The organism is Mycetocola saprophilus, from assembly GCF_000718085.1.
GTDB lineage: Bacteria > Actinomycetota > Actinomycetes > Actinomycetales > Microbacteriaceae > Mycetocola > Mycetocola saprophilus.
Map to the genome: position 1 here is coordinate 729,296 of NZ_JOEC01000001.1, position 17,099 is coordinate 746,394.

Sequence of the window (17,099 nt, forward strand, 5' to 3'; positions counted from 1 at the left end):
GCCCGCTCACGCCCGTCCACTCACCGCGAGTGGGCGGGTGTGTGTGGTGTGGACTCGGTGATTTCGGTCCAGAGGCCCGCGACGCGGGTGCGCCGTTCCTCGGCAATCGACCCGGGAAGCACGGTGGCCCCGAGGATGCTCCAGCGGTGTGTGCGGTGACGCTGGGTGCCCCGGAAGGTGTGGCGGGCGGGCCGGGGGACATCGAGATCCCGGATCCAGCGGGCGGTCTCGCCCACCGCACACAGCCGCTGTAGATCCGCGGGTTCGGGAAACAGCAGCGCGAGTGCGCGGGCCCGCAGCGCCGAGGTTTCGGGGATATCGATGGGGACAAAACCCGGCTCCAACGCATACACCTCGCCGCGCAGACGCGCCCCCATCAGCTGGGCCAGCGGCATATCCGCGATGGTGAGCAGGTCCGGGAGGTGCGCCCCCGGACCCGGGAAGAGTCGAGCCAGATCTACCGGGGTCATCACCCCAGCCTGTCCACCTTTGGGGGAAATGTCCAGGGCCCGGACGCCCCGGACAGACAGAACGGCCACGGAACCCGAGGGTTCCGTGGCCGTTCGTGTGAAGGAAGCCTAGCCGAGGACGTTGAGCCACGCCTTGCGTGCCTCGAGAGCCTCGTTGGCCTTGGCGATCTTCTTGGCATCTCCGGTGGCCTCGGCCGCCGCGAGCTCCTGCTCGAGCTTCTCGATGGCCGCGTTCAGCTGACCGGCAAGACCCTCGGTACGGGCCTTGGTCTCGGGGTTGTTCTTGCTCCAGTGCTCATCGTCCAGCGCACGGAGGTGATTTTCCACGGCGCGCAGGCCGTCTTCGACCTCGCGGATCTTGTCGCGCGGAACCTTGCCCACTTCGTCCCACTGACGCTGAACGTTCAGCAGGGCCGCCCGCAGCTTCTCGCGGTCGTTCTCCTGCAGCAGCGGGGTGGCCTGGTCCAGAAGCTCACGCTTCTTCTCGTAGTTGGCCTGGAACTCGGCGTTGTCGATCGCGTCCAGCTCGGCCTTGGCCTGGTAGATCGCGTCACCGGCGGCCTTGAAGCGGGCCCACAGGTTGTCGTCCTGGCGCTTGCCGGCACGGCCCGAGAGCTTCCACTCGTCCAGCAGACGGCGGTAGTCCGAGGTGGCCTCGGCACCGCGGGGGATCAGGGCCTCGGCGGCCTCGATCAGCTTCTGCTTGCGGGTACGGGCTTCCTTGTGGACCGAATCCAGCTCGGCGAAGAACGCACGACGGTTGGCATCCACGGTGCCGCGGGCGGTACGGAACCGCTTCCACAGGTCGTTGGCCACACCCTTGGAGAGCTTGGGGCCCTCCTGCTGGTGCTTCTGCCAGGCCGCAAACAGCTCGGCCATCTGCTCGGTGGCCTGCTTCCACTGCGTCTTGGCGGGGTCCTGGCCGGCGACGGCCTCGGCCTGCTCGACGATGCGGGTGCGCTCGGCCACGGCCTCCTCGAGTTCGGCCTTGGCCGCCTCGGTCTGCTGCTCGGTGAGCTCACCCACGGTGGCGTCCAGGGCCCCCACGCGGGAAACCAGCGAGGCGATGTCGCCCACGGCCTTGGCGTCGGTCAGCTCCTCGTGGAGCTTGGCGACCGCCTTGGAGATGTCGCTCGCGGGAGCACCGCGCTTGGCGCGCTGCTCCAGCAGGGTGACCTGACCGGCCAGATCGAGGAACTTGCGCTCGAAGTAGGCGAGTGCCTCTTCGGCGGTGCCGTCGGGGTACTGACCAACCTCACGCCACTGCTCGCCCTCGCGGACAAAAACGGTACCGGAGTCGTCGACGCGACCCCACGGTTGCTGTTCGGAAGTAGACACGTGCCTCACCTTGCTGATGTTTACGCTCGATGCTCTCGAGATCTCTCGATAAGCCTAGTATGGACGACGAATGCCGGGCAGCCCCAACATACGTCTTGATTCTATTTGACGGTAATGGAGTCCAGCTTAATGGGCTGTTGTGGTGTGGAGCTATCCGCACCGCCCACCGGGATCCTGGTCACCGACTCGTTGAGCTTATCCAGACCGCTCGTGATTTTGCCGAGTACGGTGTATCCACCGGCGCTGTCCGAGGGGATCTTGGTGTCGCCGAAGACGATGAAGAACTGGCTGCCGTTGGAATTTGCGTCGTTTCCGACGCGCGCCATGGCCAGGGTGCCCGCCGGGTAGATGTTGTCGGCCGGGGCGTTTTCGATCGGGCCGAAGCTGTAGCCGGGGCCGCCGGAGCCGTCACCCTTGGGGTCGCCGCACTGCAGGATTTGGAATCCGGGCTCGCCCGACGCTCCGGGAGTGTTCACCATGCGGTGGCAGGACAGCCCGTTGTAGAAGCCCTGCTTGCTGAGCGACACAAACGAGGCGACGGCCTGGGGTGCCTTCTGGCCCTCGAGCTCGATGCCCAGGTCGACACCGTTCACGGTGAGGTCTCCGGTCCAGGTCCGATCCTCGGCCACCGAGGGGTCCGGTGCCTTGGCCGTGGGTGACGGGGAGGAGGATGCGCTCGGCGAGGGGGATGCGCCGGCCTCGGGCGCGTTGCCCGCGTTCTGGGCGATCACGCCCCAGGTGATCGCTCCGGCCACCAGGACGAATGCCACGCCGCCGGCAATCCAGGCGTTGCGGGTGCGCGTCTTGCGCTTTTTCTCCCACGCCTCCTTGCGTGCCTCGTACTGCTGCAGGCGGGCACGGGCCTCGCGAGCGGCTTTTTCGTCCTTTTTCTGGGCTGCCACGGATGCGGTCCTTTCCAGGGAGTTCAGGTGTTCGAGACGATACTAGCGGCACGGCCGATGAATATGTGTGCGTATGGCGCGTGCCGACGGCGAATTCGCAGCCGGTGCCGGTGGTACCCGATAGCCTGGAGACATGGTTTCCTCGTCCTCCGCCCTTCAGTCCGGGAGCGTTCCGCTCGCGGTACGCATGCGCCCGCGCACCCTCGATGAGGTAGCCGGACAGCGGCACCTGCTGCGCCCGGGTTCGCCGCTGGTGAGCCTGGCCACGGGGAAATCCGGGGATCAGGGCACGGTCTCGGTCATTCTCTGGGGGCCGCCCGGGACCGGGAAGACCACGATCGCGCAGACCATCGCGCACTCCTCCAATCGGCGTTTTGTGGAGCTTTCGGCGGTTACGGCCGGGGTCAAGGACGTGCGCGAGGTGATGGCCGAGGCCATGACCAGCCGCGATCTGTACGGCCTCTCCACCGTGTTGTTCCTCGACGAGATCCACCGCTTCACCAAGGCGCAGCAGGATGCACTGCTGCCCGGGGTCGAGAACGGCTGGGTCATCCTGGTGGCCGCGACCACCGAGAACCCCTCATTCTCGGTGATCTCCCCGCTGCTCTCGCGCTCCCTGCTGCTCACCCTGGAGCAGCTCTCGGATGACGATCTGGGGGTCCTGATCGATCGTGCGGTCACCGACCCGCGCGGCCTGGGGGATCGCTACCGCCTGGATCCCGAGGCTCGCGCGACCATTATTCGTCTGGCGTCGGGGGATGCGCGGCGTGCGCTTACCGCGCTCGAGGCGGCCGCGGTGTCCGCCGATTCACTGGTCGCTTCGGCACTGTCCGAGGACGGGGTGCTCGACTTTGGTGCCCCCGCGGGGCGAACCGAGGATCGCGACCGGGATGACGACGAAGATGACAACGAGGAGTTAGCGGAAGACGTTGCCGTCGGTGAACCCTCGCCGGAGAACAGCGATACGGCGAAGCCGGCGGGGACGGGCACCGGAGGGTCGGATGATGCCGATGCCGATGCCGAAGCCGACGAGCCCGCCGATACCCGTCCGGTCATCACCAAGGAGATCGTCGCCGGTGCCGTGGACCGCGCGCTGCTGCGCTATGACCGCAACGGCGACGAACACTACGACGTCATCAGCGCGTTCATTAAGTCGATCCGCGGCTCGGACCCCGACGCGGCTCTGCACTACCTGGCCCGGATGATCGAGGCGGGGGAGGACCCGCGCTTCATCGCCCGTCGAATCATCGTTTCGGCCTCGGAGGATATCGGCCTGGCCGACCCGCAAGCCCTGGTGATCGCGGTGGCCGCCGCCGATGCCGTGCAGATGATCGGTATGCCCGAGGGACGCATCCCGCTGGCCGAGGCCGTGGTCTACCTGGCCACTGCCGCCAAGTCCAATGCCGCCTATCTGGGCATCAACGATGCGATCGCCGATGTGCGGGCGGGGGCGTTCGGGCGTGTCCCCAAGCACCTGCGCGACGCGCACTACGCCGGCGCCAAACGCCTGGGTCACGGCAAGGGCTACCGCTATCCGCACGACACCGAACTCGGCGTGGTGGAACAGCAGTACCTGCCGGATGAGCTGACCGGCCGCACCTACTATCGCCCCACCACCCACGGCAACGAGCGCGAGGTGGGTGGGCGCCTGGCCAAGATCCTGCGTATCGTCCGCGGGCGCTAGGGTCCGGGATTCTTCGCATCGTGGGGAACACCGCACCGAGCCTCACAACTCCCCGGCAAAACGCCCCGCGCGCGGGTGCTTTCGGGGAGGGTGCATGCTAGGCTAGCGGGGACCTAGATCGAGTCTTGACGTACGGCTGCGCAGAGACTCATCGATCGACGGGATGGATTCTGTAGCCGAATCGCCCTGGTCACTCCCTCTAACTCCTTTCCACACCGCGTTTTGTGGTGCGGGAAATCTGTTTATGGAAACCATTTGAAAGGAAACCGTGTCTACTAAGTCACGTACCCGTAGCAAGACGCGCCTCTCGCGCGCACTCGGCATTGCCCTCACCCCGAAGGCTGCCAAGTACCTCGAGAAGCGTCCCTACGCTCCCGGTGAGCACGGCCGCACCAAGCGCAAGGCTGACTCCGACTATGCCGTTCGTCTGCGCGAGAAGCAGCGTCTTCGCGCCCAGTACGGTATTCGCGAGAAGCAGCTGAAGATTGCGTTCGAAGAGGCTCGTCGTACCTCCGGTCTGACCGGTGAGAACCTGGTTGAGCTCCTCGAGCTGCGTCTTGACGCACTCGTGGTCCGCGCCGGTTTCGCCCGCACCACCGCCCAGGCTCGTCAGCTGGTTGTGCACCGTCACATCCTCGTTGACGGTCAGCTGGTGGACCGCCCGTCCTTCCGCGTGAAGCCGGGTCAGACCATCCACGTCAAGGAGAAGTCCGAGGCTCTTGAGGTCTTCCAGGTTGCTGCCGCTGGCGGTCACCAGGATGTCCTGCCCAAGGTTCCGGCTTACCTGGACGTAGAGATCGACAAGCTGCAGGCTCGCCTGGAGCGTCGTCCGAAGCGTGCCGAGGTCCCCGTGACCTGTGAAGTACAGCTCGTTGTTGAGTACTACGCAGCCCGCTAACTAGTACCCATACACCTCTTGCGGGGTCACGGTTTTCCGTGGCCCCGCTTTTGGTACCCGGGTTTTTGGATCGCCACACGCGGGTGAAGCGTGCGACGTGCACCGCAAGATCCACCTTTTACCACCTCAGCGCACTAAGATTGTGGGGTGGTTGCCCACTCACCCTCATGATTTCGGAGACTCCAGTGAAAAACTTCCTCATTTTCCTCGCGGGTATTGCCGCGGGATTTGTTGTCGCCCACGAGGTGAACAAGACCACCCGCGGTCGCCGGTTCTTCAGCGAACTCGACGGACGCATGCGCGAGTTTGGTGACATCGTTGCCGACTCGTACAAGCTGCGCGAAGCCGAGCTTCGCGAGGATAGCGACATCAGTACCACCACCAAGTAAGTCGTCGGACTCTTCCCCTCCCCAACGACAGTAGAACGGACCCATGAAAACCGCCGAAATTCGCAAGCGCTGGCTCAACTTCTTCGCCGAGCGCGGCCACACCGTAGTTCCCTCCGCCTCGCTGATCAGCGACGATCCGACGCTGATGTTCACGGTGGCCGGCATGGTTCCGTTTGTGCCCTACTTCACCGGGCTGATTCCCGCCCCGTTCCACCGCGCGACCAGCGTGCAGAAGTGCATCCGCACCTCGGACATCGAGGAGGTGGGCAAGACCCCGCGTCACGGTACCTTCTTCCAGATGAACGGCAACTTCTCCTTCGGTGACTACTTCAAGAAGGACGCGATCACCTTCGCCTGGGAATTCCTGACCGGCAGCGAGGAAGACGGCAAGCTCGGGTTTGACCCCAAGGACCTCTGGGTCACCGTCTACAAGGATGACGACGAGGCCATCCAGTACTGGACCGAGATCGCCGGCCTGCCCGCCGAGCGCATCCAGCGTCTGGACGCCGACACCAACTACTGGTCCACCGGTCAGCCCGGCCCCGCCGGTCCCTGCTCGGAGATCTTCTTCGACCGTGGCCCCGCCTACGGCATCGACGGCGGCCCGGCCACCGATGATGACCGCTACGTCGAGATCTGGAACCTGGTGTTCATGCAGTACCTGGTCTCGGACGTGAAGTCCAAGACCGACTTCACCATCAAGGGTGAGCTGCCCAAGAAGAACATCGACACCGGTATGGGCCTGGAGCGCGTGGCGTTCATCAAGCAGGGTGTCGAGAACATGTACGAGATCGACGAGGTGCGCCCGGTCCTGGACCGCGCCGCCGAGCTCTCGGGTCGCGCCTACGGTGCCAACCACGAGGATGACGTGCGCCTGCGCGTCATCGCCGACCACGTGCGCTCCTCGCTGATGCTGATCACCGACGGGGTGACCCCGTCCAACGAGGGTCGCGGCTACATCCTGCGCCGCCTGCTGCGCCGGGTGGTGCGTGCCATGCGTCTGCTGGGCTACGAGGCCGCGAGCTTCCCCGAGCTGTTCGCCATCTCGCGCGACGCGATGAAGGCGTCCTACCCCGAGGTGGAGGCCGACTGGTCGCGCGTCTCGCGGGTGGCCTTCGCCGAGGAGGAGACCTTCCTCCGCACCCTCGCCGGGGGCACCGAGATCCTCGATGCTGCCGTGGCCGAGACCAAGGCCGCCGGCAACTCGACCCTGAGTGGCAAGACCGCGTTCCTGCTGCACGACACCTTCGGCTTCCCGATCGACCTGACCCTGGAGATCGCCGAGGAGGCGGGTCTCCGCGTGGATCGCGCGGTCTTCGACCAGGCGATGAGCGAGCAGCGCTCGCGCGCCAAGGCCGACGCCAAGAACAAGAAGGGCCACCTGGCCGACCTCTCCGTCTACAGCGACTTCCGTGCGCTGGGCGAGACCGACTTCCGCGGCTATGACGAGCTGATCACCGGCTCGAAGGTCATCGGTGTGATCGTGAACGGCGCCTCGGTGCCCGCCGCGAAGGCCGGCGAGACCGCCGAGCTGATCCTCGCCGAGACCACCCTGTACGCCGAGTCCGGTGGTCAGGACTCCGACCAGGGCCGCATCGTGGGTTCGAGCTTCGAGGCCGAGGTCCTGGATGTCCAGCGTCCGGTCAAGGGCCTGGTGAGCCACACCGTGCTGATCGATCAGGGCACCGTCGCCGTGGGTGACGAGGCCACCACGATCGTGGACGCCGACTACCGTCAGAGCGCCGCCCGCGCACACTCCAGTACCCACCTCGTGCACGCCGCGCTGCGCCAGACCCTCGGTCAGGACGCCCACCAGTCCGGTTCCTACAACAAGGCCGGCTACATGCGTCTCGACTTCTCCTGGAACCAGGCCCTCTCGGCCGAGACCAAGAGCGAGATCGAAGACATCGCCAACGACGCGATCCTCGGTAACCACGAGGTCATCACCCGCGTGCTCGGCCTCGACGAGGCGCGCGAGCTCGGGGCGATGGCGCTGTTCGGTGAGAAGTACGGCGACCGCGTGCGGATGGTGGACATCAACGGTGCCTGGTCGCGCGAGCTGTGTGCGGGAACGCACGTGCGCTCCTCGGCCGAGATCGGACTGGTCAGCCTGATCAGCGAGTCCTCGGTGGGATCGACCAACCGTCGTGTCGAGGCCCTGGTGGGTCGCGAGGCCTTCCGTGAGCTGGCCGCCGAGCGCGCGCTGGTGCAGCAGATCACCGGCAGCCTGAAGACCCCGCGGGAGCAGCTGCCGGAGAAAATCCAGGAGCTCGTCACCGGTCTGAAGGCCGCCGAGAAGAAGATCGCCGGATTCGAGGCCAAGGCCCTCGCCGAGAAGATCCCCGCGCTGATCGAGACCGCCCAGGTTGCCGGTCAGGTGCGCGTGATCGCCCAGAACCTCGGTTCGGTTGCCTCGGGCGACGACGTGCGTTCGCTGGTGACCGGTGTGCGTGAGCGCCTGGGTGCCGAGGCCGCCGTGGTGGCCCTGGCCGCCGAGGTCTCCGGTCGTCCGGTCATCATCGTGGGTACCAACCAGGCCGCACGCGATGCCGGTGTGGCCGCCGGTGCGCTGGTCAAGCTCGCCAGCGGTGTGCTCGGCGGTGGCGGTGGCGGCAAGCCGGATCTCGCTCAGGGTGGCGGTCAGGATGTGACGGCGATTCCCGCCGCGCTGACCGCGATCACCGAGCAGATCGGGCGCGCGTGACCCACGAGGGTTTCCGCCGCGGTGTACGCATCGGTATCGACGTGGGCAAAGCCCGCATCGGGGTAGCTCGCAGCGACCGTGATGGTCTGCTGGCTACCCCGATCGAAACCGTGGCGCGCGCCGAGGACGGCAGTGATCTGGCGGCAATTCGCCAGCACATTGCCGAGCTGGAACCGGTGGAAATTATTGTGGGGTTGCCGCTCTCGCTGAGCGGCGACCGCACCCCCTCAACCGAGGACGCCGTGGGATTTGCCGAGGCGATCGCTCGCCTCGGCACTCCGGTGCGCCTGGTTGATGAGCGTCTGTCCACCGTGACCGCCCACCAGGCGATGCGCGGCGTGGGGCGCTCCCAGAAGAAGTCGCGCGGTGTGATCGATCAGGTCGCCGCGGTTATCATCCTCCAACACGCCCTGGACACCGAGCGCGGCCGGGGGATCGCGCCCGGTGAACCGGTGCTCACCGACGAAGGAGCCTGAGTGTGACCGACCCTCAGAACGGACGTTTCCCCGAACGCCTGACCCCCGGAGGTTCCTCCGGCCCCGTCGATCCGGCCGCCGCTTCGGCACCGGGTGCCTCCTCCGCGCAGGGATCTGCCGCACGGGACGCCTCGGTGTCGGGGGAGACTTCGGCACCGGGCGCGACTCCCGCGTCGGGGGAGACCTCGGTGCCGAGCGAGTCGATTGTGCGAGGCGAGGCCTCCGGTCCGGTGGGATCCTCTCACCCCGAGGAGCCCGTGGAGGACGTCCTCAACCACGTGTTTTCCGAGCTGACCGGCGAGCTTCCCCGGGATGTCCTGGAGGCTCACGAACGGGCACTCCAGGAGCCCGATCCCGTGCTGCCCACGCCGACCAGTCGGCGCGAGGCGCGCGAACAGGCCCAGATTGCCGAGACCCGGGCGCAGCGCCGCGCCGAGGCCGAGGCGGCGCTGGCCCAGCACACGGAGGCCCTGCGCTCCACGACCAAGCCCAAAAAGCGCCGTCGGCGCGGGTTCGTGGTCGCGGGCATCAGCGTGCTCGTGGTGGCGGCCCTGGTCGGGGTGGGCGCATTGACGCTGGGCCCGGTCATCCCCAAGCTGATCGAACGGATCTCCTCGATGGAAGTGAAGGACTTTGAGGGCGAGGGTACCGGTCAGATCACCGTGACCATCGCCGACGGGGACGACGGAACCGCGGTCGCGCGCACGCTCTTCAAAGCCGGCGTGACCGCCTCGGTCGAGTCGTTCTACCAGCTCCTGGTGGGAAGCAGCAGCGAACCGGTATTCCACCCGGGCATGTACTCGCTGCGCAAGGAGATGAGTGCCCAGGCCGCGCTGAACGCGCTGCTGAAGCCCGGCAACCGCCTCGAGGGCGGCCTGCTCATTCGCGAGGGTGAAACCGGACGCACGATCCTTCCCGCGCTGGCCGCGGCGATCGGCGTGCCCGAGGCCGATGTTCAGGCGGTCGCGGCATCCCCGGCAAACTTCGGTCTGCCGCCCGAAGCCGTCACGATGGAGGGCTGGTTGTTCCCGGCCACCTACACGTTCCCCAAGGGCACCACCGCAGCCCAGGCACTACAGACAATGGTGGATCGCACCAAGCGCGCCCTGACCGATGCGGGCGTGCCCGCCGATCAGTACGAGCGCATCCTCAACGTGGCTTCAATCGTGCAGCGTGAAGCGCGGGCCACCGACGACTTCGCCAAGGTTTCCCGGGTCATCGAAAACCGCCTGGCCGCGGGGATGAAGCTACAGATGGACTCGACCGCCCAGTACGGCAAGGGGCAGGCCGATGGTTCGGTGTGGTCCTCGGCCGAGTCCCTCCGGGACAAAAACGACTGGAACACGTACGAGCGCGACGGGCTTCCGGTTGGGCCGATCAGCAACCCCGGTGACGATGCGATCAAGGCTGCCATGGCCCCCGCCAACGGCGACTGGTTGTTCTTTGTCACGGTGAACCTCACCACCGGTGAGACCGTCTTCACCAACAACAATGCCGATCACGAGGCCGCGGTCAAGCAGCTGCGAGACTGGTGCTCGGCGAACCCCGGTAAGGGCTGCTAGTGGCCACCACACACCTCGCGGTCTTCGGTTCGCCGATTGATCACTCCCGTTCCCCCGACCTGCATCGGGCCGCCTACGCGCGCCTGGGGCTGGAGGACTGGGACTACGGTCGCCGCGAGGTGGGTGAGGCCGAACTGGCCGGGATTTTGGCCGGGCTGGATGAGTCCTGGCGTGGTCTCTCGCTGACGATGCCGCTCAAGGGGGAATCGTTCCGGATCGCCGCCGAGCGCGACGAGAACGCGATCCTGACCGGTGCCGTCAACACGCTGCTGCTCGTGCCCGGGGAGGCGCCCCGCGGATTCAACACCGATATCGCCGGGATTGCCGACGCGGTGCGCGGTTTGGTGGGGGAGAACCCCCTGCCGCGCGGGGGCGTCGACATTCTGGGCGGAGGTGCAACCGCCGCCAGCGCGCTGGTGGCCGCCGCCCGCCTCGGTGCCCACGCGGTGCGGGTCTTTGCGCGCACCCCGGATCGGGCTGCGCACCTCGAACCCATCGCCGATGCCCTGGGGATCACCCTGGAAATCCGCCGGTTTGATCAGTATGTGGTGGCCGCCGATACCGACCTGGTGATCTCTACCCTGCCCGGCGGGGCCTCCTCGGGCATCGTGTTCCCGGCGGATCTGCGGGCACGCACGATCCTGTTTGACGTGGCCTATTCGCCCTGGCCCAGCGCGCTGGCGAGCGAGTGGGTTGCCGAAGGCGGTATCGTGGTCAGTGGACTGGAGATGCTGGTCCGCCAGGCGCTTATCCAGGTGCGGATCTTTGTGGGGCACAACCCCGCTCTGCCTCTGCCCGATGAGCACGCGGTCCTCGCCGACATGTATGCGGCGGTGGGGCTGCAGCTGCCCGCAACACCCACCCCCAGTTAGCGGTTTTTCGCCGGATGCCCCGTGCACGCCGGCCTCAGATGTTCATGCGCGGGTCACCGCGACGAGGGAAAGATAGGTGCCATGCTTCGTTGGCTCACCGCCGGAGAATCTCACGGCCCGGAACTGATCGCAATCGTTGAGGGGCTGCCGTCGGGCGTCCCGGTGTCGATGGACGCCATCCGTGAGGACCTCGCCCGCCGCAAGCTCGGTTATGGTCGCGGATCGCGGATGAAGTTCGAGGCCGACGAGCTGCACATCTCCGGTGGCGTGCGTCACGGATTCACCCTGGGTGGTCCGGTCGCGCTGCGCGTGGGTAACACCGAGTGGCCCAAGTGGACCGAGGTCATGAGCCCGGAGCCGGTGGAGCTGTCGGACATGTCTCGTGGTCGCGGCGCGCCGCTGACCCGTCCGCGTCCCGGTCACGCCGACCTGGTGGGCATGCAGAAGTACAACTTTGACGAGGCTCGTCCGATCCTCGAGCGCGCCAGCGCCCGCGAGACCGCGGCCCGCGTGGCCCTCGGCGCCGTGGCCAAGTCGTTCCTGAACGAGCTGAGTGTCGAGCTGGTCTCGCACACCATCGCGATCGGACCGATCCGCGTTCCCGACGGCACCGCCCTGCCGCTGCCCGGCGACGTGGACGCGCTGGACGCCGATCCGCTGCGCTGCTTCGACGCCGAGACCTCGGCCAAGATGGTCGCCGAGGTGGATGACACCAAGAAGAACGGCGACACCATCGGTGGCGTGGTTGAGGTGCTCGCCTACAACCTGCCGCCCGGACTGGGTTCGCACGTGCACTGGGATCGTCGCCTCGACGCCCAGCTGGCGCAGGCGATCATGGGTATCCAGGCCATCAAGGGTGTCGAGATCGGTGACGGTTTCGAGACCACCCGTCGTCGCGGTTCGGCCGCCCACGATGAACTGTTCATCGAGGACGGCGTGATCGTACGTTCGAGCGACCGCGCGGGCGGCATCGAGGGCGGCATGAGCACCGGTACCGTGCTGCGCGTGCGCGCCGGCATGAAGCCGATCGCCACCGTGCCACACTCGCTGCGCACCGTGGACACCGCAACCGGCGAGGCCGCCGGTGCCCACCACCAGCGCTCGGATGTCTGTGCCGTGCCCGCCGCCGGCGTGGTGGCCGAGGCCATGGTTGCGCTCGTGCTGGCCAATTCTGTGCTGGAGAAGTTCGGGGGCGACTCGATCGTGGAGACCCGTCGCAACCTCGACGCCTACCGCGCGCACCTGGCCGCCAACCTGCACACCGCCGAGGCCTCCAACCCGGAGCTCGCCGCCGGTGAGTAATCAGCACGTCCCCAAGACGATCGCGATGGTCGGTCCGATGGGTTCGGGAAAAACGAAGATTGGTCGCCGGCTCGCCCGCGACCTGGATCGCCCGTTCATCGACACCGACCAGCGCATCGTCGCCGAGCACGGCGAGATCGCCGGAATCTTCGAGCGGGTGGGCGAGGCCGGTTTCCGCGCCATCGAACGCGAGGTGGTGGCCCAGGCCCTCACCGAACCCGCCGTGGTTTCGCTCGGTGGGGGATCGGTGCTGGATGCCGATACCCGCGCTACCCTGCGCGAATTGCCCACCATCTACCTGACCGTGTCGGAGCGGGTGGTGCGCGGACGCCTGCGTGGCGGCAAGCGCCCGCTGGTGCAGAACGACCCCGACGCCTGGCTGCGCATCTTCACCGAGCGTCGCGCCTTGTACGAGGAGGTTGCCAGCGTTCGCTTTGACACCTCCGCCGGACACATCACCGCCCTCGGTGGCAAGATTGCCGCGTGGGCTAAGGAGAACTCATGAGTACCCCCGAACCCACCGTCGTTCCCGTTTCCTCCCCGCAGGGTGACTATGAGGTCATCATCGGCCGAGACATCTATGGCGGCATCCCCGCCGTGCTCGGCGAGGGTGTGCAGAAGGTGCTGATCGTGCACCCGCCGACCCTGGGGGCACGCGCAGCCGCGCTGCGTGAAACCCTGGCCGAGCACTATCAGGTGCTGCTGGCCGAGGTCCCCGATGCCGAGGCCGCTAAGCGCGTGGAGGTCGCCGCATTCTGCTGGCAGATCCTCGGACAGGCCGACTTTGCCCGCACCGATGCCGTGATTGGCTTCGGTGGCGGCGCCATCACCGATCTCGCCGGCTTCGTGGCGGCCACCTGGCTGCGCGGGGTTAAGCTCATCTCGCTGCCCACCTCGGTGCTGGCAATGGTCGACGCCGCCGTGGGTGGCAAGACCGGCATCAACACCAACGAGGGCAAGAACCTGGTGGGTGTGTTCCACGCCCCCTCGGCCGTCTTCGCCGACCTCTCGGTGCTCGACACCCTGCCGCGCAACGAGATCCTCACCGGCTTCGCCGAGATCGTCAAGGCTGGGTTCATCTACTACCCGGAGATCCTCGACATCATCGAGGCCGATGTTGCCGTGGCCACCAACCCGGAAACCGATGAGTTCCGCCGGGTGATCGAGCTCTCGATCGACATGAAGGCCCGGGTCGTGGGCGAGGACTTCCGCGAGGCGGGTCTGCGCGAAATCCTCAACTACGGGCACACCCTGGGGCACGCGATCGAACACGCCGAGCGCTACCAGTGGCGTCACGGTGCCGCGGTTGCGGTGGGCATGGTGTTTGCCGCCGAACTCTCGCGCCTGGCCGGACGCCTCTCCGATGAGGCCGTGGACCGCACCCGCGCGATCCTCGACTCGCTGGATCTGCCCACCAGCTATCCGGTGGGCCGCTGGAACACGCTGCTGGCCACCATGCAGCGCGATAAGAAGGTGCGCGCGGGCATGCTCCGCTTCATCGTGCTGGACGATATCGGCAAGCCCAGCGTGCTGACCGCCCCGGAAACCTCGCTGCTGTTTGCCGCATATCAGGAGATCGGGTCCTAGGATCCGGTAGTCTGCGATCATGACCCGCATCCTTGTCCTCAACGGCCCGAACCTCAACCGCCTGGGCTCCCGCCAGCCCGAGGTGTACGGCTCGGGGACCCTCGACGACCTCAAGCGCATCCTCCAGGAAGACGCCTCCGAGGGAGTCGAGATCGACCTGCGTCAGAGCAACTATGAGGGGCAGCTGGTGGAGTGGATCCACGAGGCCGCCGATGCGGGCACCCCGGTGATCCTCAACGCGGGTGCCCTGACCCACTACAGCTATGCGCTGCGGGACGCGATCGCGCTGCTCCATGAGCCCGGGGTTCCGCTGATCGAGGTGCACATCTCCAACGTGCACGCCCGCGAGGAGTTCCGGCACACCAGCGTCATCTCGGCCGTTTCCACCGGGGTGATCGCCGGATTTGGATTCGATTCCTACCGTCTCGCCCTGGTTCAGCTGACCGGATTCTCCGGCCGCTAGGCGGGCCCGCGCGCGCCGTTCTTTGAAGGTTCACGGCGCGTCTACTAAGATGGGTGGGTCGGTCGCACCCGATCGTACCTTTTTTAACTGAACGGAACCGCTTTTCATGGCATCTACCGCTGACATCAAGAACGGCGTTGTCCTCAAGATTGACGGACAGCTCTGGACCGTAATCGACTTCCAGCACGTCAAGCCGGGCAAGGGTGGCGCATTCGTGCGCACCAAGATGAAGAACGTCGTCTCCGGCAAGACCGTAGACAAGACCTACAACGCCGGCACCAAGATCGAGCTTGAGAGCGTCGACCGCCGCGACTTCACCTACCTCTACGCCGATGGCGATGCCTATGTCTTCATGGACGCCACCGACTACGACCAGATCAACGTTCCCGCCGCCGTCGTTGGCGACGCCGCGAACTTCCTGCTGGAGAACCAGGCCGTCACCATCGCCCTGAACAACGGCAACCCGCTGTACGTGGACCTGCCCGCCTCGGTGGTTATCACCATCACCCACACCGACCCGGGCCTGCAGGGCGACCGTTCCACCGGTGGCACCAAGCCGGCAACCATCGAGACCGGATACGAGATCCAGGTCCCGCTGTTTGTTGAGAGCGGCACCCGCGTCAAGGTAGACACCCGCACCGGTGACTACCTGGGCCGCGTGAACGACTAGTAGTGAGCGCCAGAACTAAAGCCCGCAAGCGGGCACTCGATATGCTGTACGGCGCGGACGTCCGCGATCAGCCGATCCACGTGATCCTGACCGCCGAGGCCGCGCGCGCCGCGCACGAACCCGCGCGCGAGGCATCGTGGCTGTACGCACGCGAGATCGTGGACGGTGTGTTTGATCACGCCGCCGAGATCGACGAGCAGCTGGAAACCTACGCGCAGGGCTGGACCCTCGCCCGGATGCCCGTGGTGGATCGTGCGATCCTCCGCATCGGCGTCTGGGAGATGCTGTTCAACCCGCAGGTCCCGGTGGCCGTGGCCATCGACGAGGCCGTGGAGGCCGCCAAGCAGTTCTCGACGGATGACTCCGCCGGGTTTGTGAACGGCCTGCTGGGCAAGATCGCCCAGGCCAACGCAGTCAGCTAGGTATCCCGTACATAACGGCGGGCAGGCGTACGTAGCCGATGCCGCGGAAGCTGGTGAAGGCGGACTCGATACCGGTGGCGGCAAAGAGGCGCTCGCGCAGCCCGTCGGCCTCCTCGCGGGTGGACCCGAGGGTGCCCGGGAGTCGAATCAGGCGCATGGCCGGGGCGGGGTCGGCCACCTCGGGTCGGGTGGAGCCCGCGACATGAGGGGCCAGCGCGGCGGCCACCTGGGCGGCCGCCGCCTCGACCCCGGTGGTCATGGCCGCGCGGGCGCGATCCCAACCGAACGTGTGTTCGATAAAATCCACGGCGATCGGTGAGGCCAGGTAGGAGGTGATATCCAGGGTGCCCTGCATATCGAAGCGCTCGGGATAGGGCAGCTCCGCGTTCCAGGAGTCGATCAGCGGCCACAGGTCGTCGCGGTCCTCAGCGGCGGTCACCAGGAGCGCCGAACCGCGCGGGGCCGCCGGCCACTTGTGCAGGTTTCCAAACCACCAATCCGCTCCGGCTACCCGCGCCGCATCGGCGACCAGCCCGGGTGCGTGGGCACCATCCACGAGCACACGGACGCCGTGGGCGTGCGCCAGCGTGGTGAGCGCGGCGGTGGGGAATACCTTGGCCGTGGCCGAGGAGATCTGATCCACCACGATCAGCCGGGTGCGCGGGGTGATCGCCGCGGTAAAGGTCGCCAGGATTTCTTGATCATCGGCCTCCAGCGCGATCGGCACGATGGTGACCCGGGCTCCGGTGCGCCGGGCCAGTCGGCGCACCCCCATCAGCACGGCACCGTAGCCGTGATCGGTCACCAGGATCTCGTCGCCGGCGGCGAGCCGCAGCGCGTTCAAAACCACCGTGGCACCGGCCGAGGCATTGGGAACAAAGACTGTATCGGCGGGGGATGCCCCCACAAATCCCGCCACGGCCTCGCGCGCCAACCGGGTGCGTTCGGCGGCAAACGGGAACCAGCCCACCGCGCTGAGTTCGGCGGTGCGCTGCAGCTCTCGCTGCGCGGCAATGACCGGGCTCGCGACCGCACCGAACGAGCCGTGATTGAGTGGCACCACGCCGGGGGCGAATGCCCAGGCCGTCCGGGCGGGTGTCCCATCGGCGAGGGTGAGCGGGGACAGGAGGGGGAGGTTCACGCGGTGCTCCAGTGCTGAGTGTGATGCGGGGCCCTCGAATGAGCCCGTCAATTTTGATGCTAAACCACCCGGAGTTACGGTGCGAAATTCGCGATTAGAACATGTGTTCGATGGGTGATTTTCCGGGACCCGGGTGGGCAAAAATAACGAAACTATGGCGATTCTGTGGATCTGCTTTGACGCTACGGAGAGTTTGGATTCCGCGCCATAACCTGATCT

The 17,099-nt window shown here is 66.7% G+C and carries 17 protein-coding genes; 13 read left to right on the forward strand and 4 right to left on the reverse strand.

The window, feature by feature from the left end:
• Positions 1–20 precede the first annotated feature (20 nt).
• From IE92_RS17115 to IE92_RS0103310, 3 genes are all read right to left on the reverse strand, one after another.
• The gene (locus IE92_RS17115) at positions 21–470 is read right to left on the reverse strand and encodes a hypothetical protein (protein WP_030143450.1); all 450 of its coding nucleotides are present in this window, start codon (positions 468–470) and stop codon (positions 21–23) included.
• Between the two features lie 108 nt (positions 471–578).
• Positions 579–1,808 (reverse strand): DUF349 domain-containing protein, encoded by a 1,230-nt coding sequence (locus tag IE92_RS0103305; RefSeq protein WP_030143451.1) that lies wholly within the window; start codon positions 1,806–1,808, stop codon positions 579–581.
• 101 nt (positions 1,809–1,909) lie between these two features.
• Positions 1,910–2,710 carry a peptidylprolyl isomerase gene (locus tag IE92_RS0103310; protein ID WP_030143452.1) on the reverse strand — a complete coding sequence of 267 codons (801 nt, stop codon included), beginning with the start codon at positions 2,708–2,710 and terminating at the stop codon, positions 1,910–1,912.
• A 133-nt stretch (positions 2,711–2,843) separates the two neighbouring features.
• On the opposite strand from IE92_RS0103310, the gene IE92_RS0103315 reads away from it, so the two are divergent.
• From IE92_RS0103315 to nusB, 13 genes are all read left to right on the forward strand, one after another.
• The gene (locus IE92_RS0103315; protein ID WP_030143453.1) at positions 2,844–4,394 is read left to right on the forward strand and encodes a replication-associated recombination protein A; all 1,551 of its coding nucleotides are present in this window, start codon (positions 2,844–2,846) and stop codon (positions 4,392–4,394) included.
• A gap of 268 nt (positions 4,395–4,662) precedes the next feature.
• Positions 4,663–5,292, forward strand: coding sequence for a 30S ribosomal protein S4 (gene rpsD / locus IE92_RS0103320; RefSeq protein ID WP_030143454.1), 630 nt, complete (start codon positions 4,663–4,665; stop codon positions 5,290–5,292).
• Between the two features lie 185 nt (positions 5,293–5,477).
• The gene (locus tag IE92_RS0103325; RefSeq protein WP_030143455.1) at positions 5,478–5,681 is read left to right on the forward strand and encodes a hypothetical protein; all 204 of its coding nucleotides are present in this window, start codon (positions 5,478–5,480) and stop codon (positions 5,679–5,681) included.
• A gap of 43 nt (positions 5,682–5,724) precedes the next feature.
• A complete protein-coding gene (gene alaS / locus IE92_RS0103330) occupies positions 5,725–8,385 on the forward strand; it encodes an alanine--tRNA ligase (RefSeq protein WP_030143456.1) in 2,661 nt (886 codons plus the stop codon).
• Positions 8,382–8,861 carry a Holliday junction resolvase RuvX gene (ruvX, locus tag IE92_RS0103335; RefSeq protein ID WP_030143457.1) on the forward strand — a complete coding sequence of 160 codons (480 nt, stop codon included), beginning with the start codon at positions 8,382–8,384 and terminating at the stop codon, positions 8,859–8,861. Before alaS ends, ruvX begins: the two co-directional genes overlap by 4 nt.
• A gap of 2 nt (positions 8,862–8,863) precedes the next feature.
• Positions 8,864–10,423 (forward strand): endolytic transglycosylase MltG, encoded by a 1,560-nt coding sequence (gene mltG / locus IE92_RS0103340; protein ID WP_051701898.1) that lies wholly within the window; start codon positions 8,864–8,866, stop codon positions 10,421–10,423.
• A complete protein-coding gene (locus IE92_RS0103345) occupies positions 10,423–11,295 on the forward strand; it encodes a shikimate dehydrogenase (protein WP_030143459.1) in 873 nt (290 codons plus the stop codon). The genes mltG and IE92_RS0103345 overlap by 1 nt, the downstream gene beginning before the upstream one ends.
• 81 nt (positions 11,296–11,376) lie before the next feature.
• Positions 11,377–12,597: a chorismate synthase gene (gene aroC / locus IE92_RS0103350; protein WP_030143460.1), complete on the forward strand. Its 1,221-nt coding sequence runs from the start codon at positions 11,377–11,379 to the stop codon at positions 12,595–12,597.
• On the forward strand, positions 12,590–13,102 hold the full coding sequence (locus tag IE92_RS0103355) for a shikimate kinase (RefSeq protein WP_081864092.1): 513 nt from the start codon (positions 12,590–12,592) through the stop codon (positions 13,100–13,102). The genes aroC and IE92_RS0103355 overlap by 8 nt, the downstream gene beginning before the upstream one ends.
• Positions 13,099–14,184: a 3-dehydroquinate synthase gene (gene aroB, locus IE92_RS0103360; protein WP_030143462.1), complete on the forward strand. Its 1,086-nt coding sequence runs from the start codon at positions 13,099–13,101 to the stop codon at positions 14,182–14,184. The genes IE92_RS0103355 and aroB overlap by 4 nt, the downstream gene beginning before the upstream one ends.
• Before the next feature lie 19 nt (positions 14,185–14,203).
• Entirely contained in the window at positions 14,204–14,647 is a 444-nt protein-coding gene (aroQ, locus tag IE92_RS0103365) for a type II 3-dehydroquinate dehydratase (RefSeq protein WP_030143463.1), read from the forward strand.
• Between the two features lie 106 nt (positions 14,648–14,753).
• Positions 14,754–15,317: an elongation factor P gene (efp, locus tag IE92_RS0103370; RefSeq protein WP_030143464.1), complete on the forward strand. Its 564-nt coding sequence runs from the start codon at positions 14,754–14,756 to the stop codon at positions 15,315–15,317.
• Positions 15,318–15,319: 2 nt separating this feature from the next.
• The gene (gene nusB / locus IE92_RS0103375; RefSeq protein ID WP_030143465.1) at positions 15,320–15,739 is read left to right on the forward strand and encodes a transcription antitermination factor NusB; all 420 of its coding nucleotides are present in this window, start codon (positions 15,320–15,322) and stop codon (positions 15,737–15,739) included.
• Here the strand turns inward: nusB and IE92_RS0103380 are convergent.
• A complete protein-coding gene (locus tag IE92_RS0103380; RefSeq protein WP_030143466.1) occupies positions 15,732–16,880 on the reverse strand; it encodes an aminotransferase class V-fold PLP-dependent enzyme in 1,149 nt (382 codons plus the stop codon). The genes nusB and IE92_RS0103380 overlap by 8 nt on opposite strands.
• Positions 16,881–17,099 lie beyond the last annotated feature (219 nt).